The following is a 3,048-nucleotide window of genomic DNA, read 5'->3' as shown; positions in this document are numbered from 1 at the left end:
TGAGAAGAGGCCAATGCTCCTCAACGCCGTTCTTGACAAGGAAGGTACCATTATAAAACTCTTCCCGAATGTCAGCCGGTCGGGCGATTCACTCTTTACCGATGAAACATTCCCGCAGATGGGGAAAGGAGGGAAATATTTCTCATCGATGGCCGGACCGTTATTCGATTCAAAAGGGAATATTATCGGTGCCATCCAGAGCATGCGTGATATTACTCCACGGATTATGGCTGAACAGGCACTCATGCGGACAAATGAGAAGTTAAATCTCCTCTCCAGCATTACCAGGCATGACATCAGAAACCGTGTGACCGTCATTCTTGGGCTTCTCCCCCTGTTAAAAGAGGCCAGGAATGATCCGGAGACGGCAGAGATTGTCAAGATCATGGATAATGCAACCAGACTTATTCATGATCAGATTGAGTTCACACGCGTATACCAGAACCTCGGTATTCAGTCACCAGAATGGAAGGATGTAGGATCTCTGGTTCGTAAGGCCGCAGAGATTGGCATTCCTGAACGGATTTCTGTTGAGAACACTCTCTTTGGTCTTTTCATCTATGCAGATCCCCTCCTTGAGCGGGTATTTTACAATCTGATAGATAATGCCCTTCGGCATGGTGGCCCGAATCTCTCACATATCCGGTTTTCATGGTACTCTATTGATGATGAGGTGTGTATCTGCTGTGAGGACGATGGTCAGGGTATCCCTGATGATCTCAAGGAGAGGATTTTTGATCGGGGATATGGAAGTAATACCGGTCTTGGATTATTCCTTGTTCGGGAGATATTATCAATAACCGGGATTCGGATTATCGAAACCGGGACATATGGGAAAGGCGCACGATTTGAGATCAGGGTTCCTTCTGGCGGGTATTCAGAAAAAGAAAAGAATAAACAATGAACGCCCAGATCGGAATTCGAATCCGAGTCGTCGGCGTGACAGGCCGACATGATAGGCCACTACACTATCTGGGCTTGGGGACAACCCCTATACATGTTATCTCTCTTCCATAAAAAACCCGATGCCTGTATCCCCAATCTTCATCCCGTGGACTTATCTGTATGGCACATCTAACGGTACACTGATGGCAACACCATTCCGTTCACGGGATCCTACCAAGTATCACAAGTTCAGGAAGGTAGACGGCGCATCATACCAACAGGTAAATCAGTTTCTCCGGAAGAGGACCTTTATCACCGCCAGGGAATGGGCGATATCCCGGTTATGTGCTGATTTTCAGACTTCTTCAGGGGCAGAAATGACATATATCGGGAAAAATCTCCCGGAACTGGTTCCTTTCATGACCGGAACATATACGCCCCAGGCAGTCAACCAGGCACGAAGTTCTTTTAAGAAAAAGGTGAGTAAGGCTGGTGCAACATTTCTCTATGGAGCAATGTGCGGGTTTTATACGCCAGAAGAACTTGATGATTTATTGTTTGAGGTAAGTGAAGTTGCCCGTTTTCTCATGGAGATAGAGTCGACGTCGATTGATGTTGATGATGAGATTGAAGTGGAAGACCGGGTAACTGAGGTGATGCGTCATGTTGCTCTGGCCTCATCACGACTCCTGAAGATTCGTGAAGACCAGCTGAAGGAAAAGCAGGAGAAACGCAGGAAAAAGGATTCTGAAGCAGAACCGGAGGAAGAGACCGGACTGCAGTCAGAAACACAAGAAGATGCATATGACTGAAAAGAAAAAGCAGTTATTTGGGACAAACGGAGTTCGTGGTATCGTAGGAGAACTAATCACCCCTGAACTGGTCATGAAGATCGGGATGGCTGTCGGTTCTATGAGGCCGGGGACCATTGCGGTCGGTATGGATACCAGAACCTCCGGGCCTGCATTAATTAATGCCATGAAAGCGGGTCTTATGGCAACGGGCTGTGATGTAATAGACTGTGGGATCCTTCCGACTCCCGCACTTCAGTATATTGTCATGAACCGGTATGATGCCGGCGTAGTCATTACCGCATCACATAATCCGGGAGCCTACAACGGAGTCAAGGTCATTGAAAAAGACGGGACCGAGATGGATGATGAGGCATCTATCGAGATAGAAGAACGAGTCTTTTCTTACAACTTTGACCTGAAGGAATGGAAAGATGTGGGTGTCGTCATTCCCGAAGGGGATCTGGTCTCTAAATATATCGCCGGTGTTGTGAAAAAATTCCCTGAAAAGATAGGTGAAGGCATCACGGTTGCGATTGATCCCGGGTGTGGCGCTGCATACCGGACTACAGCTGAAATAGTACAGTCTCTCGGATGTAAGATCTTCACACTGAATGCATATCCTGATGGGAACTTCCCGGCACGTGATCCTGAACCATCCATTGAGGGTCTTGCCCCGCTTGCAGAGATGGTTGTCTCGACCGGTGCAGCATTTGGTGTTGCCCATGACGGAGATGCTGACCGAGCTGTTTTCATCGATGACAAGGGGCGGTTTGTTGAAGAAAATAAGGAGTTTGCACTCATTGCTGAATATATCTGTTCTCAAAAGAAGGGAATTCTGGTAACCCCGGTCAGCACGTCCAGACTTATCGAGACGGTCATTGCACCACATGGATGCACCGTTGATTATACCGCCGTTGGTAGTATTTATGTAGCAAGGCGGATGCGGGCGCTCATTGCCGAAGGAAAACCGGTCGCTTTTGGAGGAGAAGGGAATGGTGGCCTTATCTATCCGGATCATCAGTTCTGCCGTGATGGAGGTATGACGGCAGCAATGATGGTTCAGCTTCTTGCAACAAAAAAACAGCCACTTTCCACCCTCGTCGATTCACTCCCTCCGTCAATAATGCTGAAACATAAATTCCACACTAATAAAGCTACCGAAATTCTGACAGCAGTACGTGAGAAATTTTCACAGGACTCTTTAAATCAGGTGGATGGGATCAGAATAGATCGGAAGGATGCCTGGGCTCTTATTCGTCCATCCGGGACCGAACCTCTTGTCCGATTATATATAGAATCCACGGACGAATCAATTGCCAAAGGATTTGAAGAGGAAATTTTATCCTGTATCTCCTCTTTTATTTAATAT

General features: G+C 47.2%; 3 protein-coding genes and 1 tRNA gene. 3 read left to right on the top strand and 1 reads right to left on the bottom strand.

Features of this window, described 5'->3' with window-relative positions; genetic code table 11:
* Nucleotides 1-904, top strand: a 904-nt coding sequence (locus tag LDL35_RS15145; protein WP_304024061.1) for a sensor histidine kinase KdpD, incomplete at its 5' end; no start/stop codon positions are given.
* A gap of 1 nt (nucleotide 905) precedes the next feature.
* On the opposite strand, the gene LDL35_RS15140 is transcribed toward LDL35_RS15145, so the two are convergent.
* A tRNA-Asp gene (locus tag LDL35_RS15140) sits at nucleotides 906-978 on the bottom strand.
* A gap of 110 nt (nucleotides 979-1,088) precedes the next feature.
* On the opposite strand from LDL35_RS15140, the gene LDL35_RS15135 reads away from it, so the two are divergent.
* The gene (locus LDL35_RS15135) at nucleotides 1,089-1,697 is read left to right on the top strand and encodes a DUF5806 family protein (protein WP_304024058.1); all 609 of its coding nucleotides are present in this window, start codon (nucleotides 1,089-1,091) and stop codon (nucleotides 1,695-1,697) included.
* Complete coding sequence (gene glmM / locus LDL35_RS15130) at nucleotides 1,690-3,045, top strand: phosphoglucosamine mutase (protein ID WP_369694957.1); 1,356 nt, start codon at nucleotides 1,690-1,692, stop codon at nucleotides 3,043-3,045. The genes LDL35_RS15135 and glmM overlap by 8 nt, the downstream gene beginning before the upstream one ends.
* Nucleotides 3,046-3,048: the final 3 nt, after the last annotated feature.

Origin of the sequence: Methanospirillum hungatei, assembly GCF_020216685.1 — an archaeon.
Lineage (GTDB): Archaea > Halobacteriota > Methanomicrobia > Methanomicrobiales > Methanospirillaceae > Methanospirillum > Methanospirillum hungatei_B.
The sequence above is the reverse complement of the archived record's forward strand: the minus strand, read 5'-3'. Positions and strand labels throughout refer to the sequence as shown.

Bases quoted from the DNA above. Each gene is read 5' to 3' on its own strand.
- LDL35_RS15135 (WP_304024058.1), top strand. From the start codon at position 1,089: ATGGCAACACCATTCCGTTCACGGGATCCTACCAAGTATCACAAGTTC.
- glmM (WP_369694957.1), top strand. From the start codon at position 1,690: ATGACTGAAAAGAAAAAGCAGTTATTTGGGACAAACGGAGTTCGTGGT.